Source organism: Mycobacterium sp., from assembly GCF_035603715.1.
Taxonomy (GTDB): domain Bacteria; phylum Actinomycetota; class Actinomycetes; order Mycobacteriales; family Mycobacteriaceae; genus Mycobacterium.
In genome coordinates, this window is record NZ_DATNJW010000183.1 from 1 (window position 1) to 4738 (window position 4738).

Sequence of the window (4738 nt, forward strand, 5' to 3'; positions counted from 1 at the left end):
GACCACCACAATCTTTTCCGCGCCAGACAATCGCGCGCCCTGAATCGCGCCGCTACCGATGCCGCCGCAGCCGATCACCACCACGGTGTCGCCCGGGCTCACCTTGGCTGTATTGACCGCCGATCCCCACCCGGTGGTGACGCCGCAGCCGAGCAGGCAGGCACGCGAGAGCGGCAGGTCATTGTCGATCTTGACGATTGAGCTGTCCGGCACGGTGCCGTACTGGGCGAACGTGCCCAAGAAACATGCCGCGCCGACGTCGCGGTCCCCGACCCGGCGCCGAAAGGATCCGTCGAGCTGGGCGCCGCTCAGTAGCAACGCGCCCTGGTCGCATAGATTCTGATGGCCGCTTGCACACCAGCGGCAGCGCCCGCACGCCGGGAGGAAAGACGCCACCACATGGTCGCCGGCCTGCACGTCCCGCACGCCGGGGCCGACTTCCTGCACGACGCCAGCCCCTTCGTGGCCACCGACGATGGGCAGCGGCACGGGAAGGTCGCCGGTGCGGACATGATGATCCGAGTGGCAGAGCCCGGCGGCCTCGAAGGACACCAGGACCTCGCCGTCCTGCGGACCGTCAAGGTCCAGTTCTTCGACACTCCATTCCGCGTTTGGCTCCCACAGAACCGCGGCATTCATCTTCATCGTGATCACCCCTGCAGCGAGATAGGTGGAGCGATCTTAGGACGGCCCAGACGCGCGACGGGAGGTATTAGGGCATTTACGTGCGGTGAGACGATGGCCGCCGACCACGGCAACGAACCAAATACTGGTGTTAATCGGGACAGCTGAAGACGGCCGAAACTCATGCCGAATGCCTTACAGTTGTCCAGTCGGTCGAGCCAGTGAAAGGGGCGCAGATCCCGATGCGCATTCCCCGATACCCCGACGACATCACCGTCGAGTGGTTGTCCACCGTGCTGAGCACTCGCGGCACGACTGTGCGGTTGTTCGGCGTCGAGGTGACCGCCATCGGTACCGGGCAGACCGGAGCGACGTATCGGGTCTCGCCGACGTACGCCGGTGATGCGGGCAGCCTGCCCGACACCTTTGTGATCAAACTGCCCGCGCAAGACGACACCGTGCGGGACCGCGTGACCATCGGCTACCGCAGCGAGTGCGCGTTCTACACCGGGGTGGCCGATCGGGTGCGGGTGCCGGTCCCGCAGTGCTTTTATTGCGAGATCAGCGAGGACGCGCTGGACTACGCATTGCTGCTGGCCGATCAGGCTCCGGCGGTGCAAGGCGACCAGATCGCAGGCTGCGGCGAGCGCGAGGCGCGACTGGTTGTGACGGCATTAGCCGGACTGCACGGGCCCAGTTGGTGTGATCCCATCTGGCTCGACTTCCCGGGGATCGCGTTCGCCCGACCGGACGAGGCGTCCGCCGGCGGTCTGGGCGAGGTGGCGCGCATGAGTGCCGAGATCACGTTGGACAAGCTCGGTGACCGAATGAGCGCAGCTGATCGGGAAACCTTCACCACCGCAATGGATTTGGTGACGCCCTGGCTGCTCGCCGAGCGAGACCGGTTCGCGCTGCTGCATGGCGACTACCGGCTCGACAATTTGTTGTTCTCTCCCGACGCCGCCGGCGTGACGGTGGTGGATTGGCAGACGCTCGGAGTGGGCCTTCCCGCGCGCGACCTCGCGTACTTCACCGCGACCAGCCTCAAGCCAGAGCTGCGCGCATCGATCGAACGCGACCTTGTCGCCGAATACCACCAAGCCCTTGCCGAGTATGGCGTCACCGGCTACGACCGCGAAACCTGTTGGCGTGATTACCGACTCGGCATGATCCAAGCTCTGTTGATCTCGGCGCTGGGATTCGCGTTCGCCACTGCTACCGACCGCGGTGACGACATGGTGCTGACCATGCTGGCACGGGGCTGCCAGGCCATCCGCGACCTCGGCACGCTAGATCTCATTGCTTGACGCGTCTCAGTACTGCGTGGAACCTTGATCGATCGGGATCGCTGCCGCGGTGATGTTTCGTGATTCGTCGCTGGCCAGCCAACAAACCGCATCGGCGATATCCTCCGGCTCGGCAACCCAATTCGGTAGAAACGGTGTGAGGGTGTTCGCCAGGTGCGGACTGGTCTCGATAAAGTTTGCCAAGGCGCCGACCATGTCACCGCCGCCCATTGCAGTGTTGACCGGACCGGGGTGCACACTGTTGACGCGGATCGAATGCACACCCAGCTCGGCGGCGAACGCGCGTGCCATACCGGTCACCGCGTGCTTGCTGGCGGTGTAGTGCACCATGAACGGCTGCATCTTCATACCGGCTGCGGAGCTGATCAAAATGATCGACCCACCGCGACCGCCGTCGATGATCTGCTGCGCGCCTGCCATCACGGTGTTCCACGTTCCGGTCACATTGACCTCCATCACGTCGCGAAACGATTCGGGAGTGATCTCGTTCCAGGCCTGGGGCGCTGTGATGCCGGCGTTGGCGACGATGATGTCCAGCCGGCCCAGGGTGGCGGCCGCGCTGCTGACCACGTCACGTAAGCCATCGAAATCACGAACGTCAATCGCGGAGGCAATGATTCGACGACCGGCGGCCTCGACGAGCCGAACGGTTTCGGCCAGATCCTCCGGTGTTGCCGAGTCGTACCGGACACAGGATGGAAGCTTGCCCGCGATGTCGACCGCGACGATGTCGGCGCCTTCCCGGGCCATCCGGACGGCGTGCGCACGGCCCTGGCCGCGCGCCGCTCCGGTGATGAATGCCACCTTGTCGGTCAACCGGCCGGTCATGTGCGCTCCGTATCGTAAAGGCCACTGTAACGGGGACGACAATACGTCACTGCTTGCGCTGGGCCGCCTTGACCAGGTTTGAACCGATGATCAGCCGCTGAATCTCGCTGGTTCCCTCGTACAGGCGCAGCAAGCGCACGTCGCGGTAGATACGTTCGACCGGCACCTCGCGCATGTATCCGCTGCCACCGTGGATCTGCACGGCGAGATCGGCGACCTTGCCGGCCATCTCGGTACAGAACACCTTGGCCGCCGACGGGGCGACCCGCCGGTCCTGATCAGTGAGCCACAACCGGGCGGCGTCACGGACGAGCGCGCGACCGGCCATCACCCCGGTCTGCTGGTCGGCGAGCATCGCCTGCACCAGTTGGAAGTTCCCGATCGGCGTGCCGCCCTGGGTGGCGGTCGCCGCGTAGTTGACGGATTCGTCGAGCGCCCGCTGCGCGGCCCCCACGGCCAGCGCAGCGATGTGAATCCGCCCGCGCGCCAACGAGGTCATCGCCGCGCGGTATCCGACGTCCTCGCTGCCGCCGACCAGAGCCCCGGCAGGTACACGGACGTCGGTGAAGCGCACGTCAGCGGTCCAGGCACCTTCCTGTCCCATCTTGGCGTCCTTGGTTCCAACCTCGACTCCGGGGGAGTCGGCAGGAACCAGGAATACGGCTATGCCCGGTCCGGCGTCATCGGCGGGACGGGTCCGCGCGAACACCACGAACAGGTCGGCAACTGGCGCATTGGTGATGAATCGCTTCTCGCCGTTGATCACCCAATCGCCTTCTGCGCCATCGCGAATAGCCTTGGTGCGCAATCCCGCCGGGTTCGACCCCGCCCCGGTTTCGGTCAACGCAAACGAGGCGACCTGCCCGGAAGCCAGCGACTCCAGCCAGGTGGCCTTCTGCTCGTCGGTGCCGAACCCCACCAGCACCTGACCGGCGATGCCGTTGTTGGTGCCGAACATCGACCGGAGCGCCAGCGAGGTATAGCCCAGCTCCATCGCCAGCTCGACATCTTGAGTGATGTCGAGCCCGAGCCCACCCCACTCCTGCGGGATGGCGTAGCCGAACAACCCCATGTCCTTGGCCAGTTTCCTAAGGTCGTCCGGCACCCGGTCGGCCGCCAGAATCTCGTGCTCGCGTGGGACGACGGCACTGCGTACGAACTGCCTGGTCTGGGCGAGGATCTGCTGGAAGTCGTCGTCGTCGACGACCGAGTTAGGCATGAATCAGCGCTCCCTTCGAGCGGTGCGATCGCGGGGCTGACACGCAAGTACGGAACCCCGCCGACTGTCTGCAGGCAGCGATCATATATGAAATATGATGTGCGATGATGTCCCGCATTCGGGGCCTGAACAGAAGGACGGTGATCGTGTGTCGTTGTTGACCGGTCAAACCGCAGTCATCACCGGTGGCGCCCAGGGGCTGGGTTTCGCCATCGCGCAGCGGTTCGTTGACGAAGGTGCCCGGGTAGTACTCGGTGACGTGAATCTCGAGGCAACGCAGTCCGCGGCTAAGCAGCTCGGCGGCGACGACGTCGCCATCGCCGTGCGCTGCGATGTGACATCCGGGAGTGACGTCGATGCACTGGTCGACTCGGCTGTCGACCGGTTCGGCGCGCTCGACATCATGATCAACAACGCCGGAATCACCCGCGACGCGACGATGCGCAAGATGACCGAGGAACAGTTCGATCAGGTGATCGCCGTGCATCTGAAGGGAACGTGGAACGGCTTGCGCAAAGCCGCAGCGATCATGCGGGAGAACAAGCGCGGGACGATCGTGAACATGTCGTCGATATCCGGGAAGGTCGGCATGGTCGGTCAGACCAACTATTCGGCGGCCAAGGCCGGCATCGTCGGTATGACCAAGGCGGCATCGAAGGAACTCGCCCACCTCGGTGTCCGGGTCAACGCGATCCAGCCCGGCCTGATCAGGTCGGCAATGACAGAAGCGATGCCGCAACGGATTTGGGACGCAAAAGTC

The 4738-nt window shown here is 64.7% G+C and carries 5 protein-coding genes; 2 read left to right on the top strand and 3 right to left on the bottom strand.

The features are described from left to right. A partial coding sequence (locus tag VN856_RS07890) for an alcohol dehydrogenase catalytic domain-containing protein (RefSeq protein WP_325687784.1) occupies positions 1-645 on the bottom strand: 645 nt, incomplete at its 3' end. Between the two features lie 221 nt (positions 646-866). Between VN856_RS07890 and VN856_RS07895 the strand changes: the two genes are divergently transcribed. Then, entirely contained in the window at positions 867-1931 is a 1065-nt protein-coding gene (locus VN856_RS07895) for a phosphotransferase family protein (RefSeq protein WP_325687786.1), read from the top strand. Between the two features lie 6 nt (positions 1932-1937). On the opposite strand, the gene VN856_RS07900 is transcribed toward VN856_RS07895, so the two are convergent. Together VN856_RS07900 and VN856_RS07905 are read right to left on the bottom strand one after the other, a co-directional pair. Further along, positions 1938-2759 (bottom strand): mycofactocin-coupled SDR family oxidoreductase, encoded by an 822-nt coding sequence (locus VN856_RS07900; RefSeq protein ID WP_325687788.1) that lies wholly within the window; start codon positions 2757-2759, stop codon positions 1938-1940. Positions 2760-2805: 46 nt separating this feature from the next. Beyond that, on the bottom strand, positions 2806-3978 hold the full coding sequence (locus VN856_RS07905; RefSeq protein WP_325687789.1) for an acyl-CoA dehydrogenase family protein: 1173 nt from the start codon (positions 3976-3978) through the stop codon (positions 2806-2808). 97 nt (positions 3979-4075) lie between these two features. On the opposite strand from VN856_RS07905, the gene fabG reads away from it, so the two are divergent. After that, the coding region (gene fabG / locus VN856_RS07910; protein WP_325687791.1) for a 3-oxoacyl-ACP reductase FabG at positions 4076-4738 on the top strand (663 nt) is incomplete at its 3' end.

Coding starts and splice junctions, on each gene's coding strand:
- VN856_RS07895 (WP_325687786.1), top strand. CDS start 867: ATGCGCATTCCCCGATACCCCGACGACATCACCGTCGAGTGGTTGTCC.
- VN856_RS07900 (WP_325687788.1), bottom strand. CDS start 2,759: ATGACCGGCCGGTTGACCGACAAGGTGGCATTCATCACCGGAGCGGCG.
- VN856_RS07905 (WP_325687789.1), bottom strand. CDS start 3,978: ATGCCTAACTCGGTCGTCGACGACGACGACTTCCAGCAGATCCTCGCC.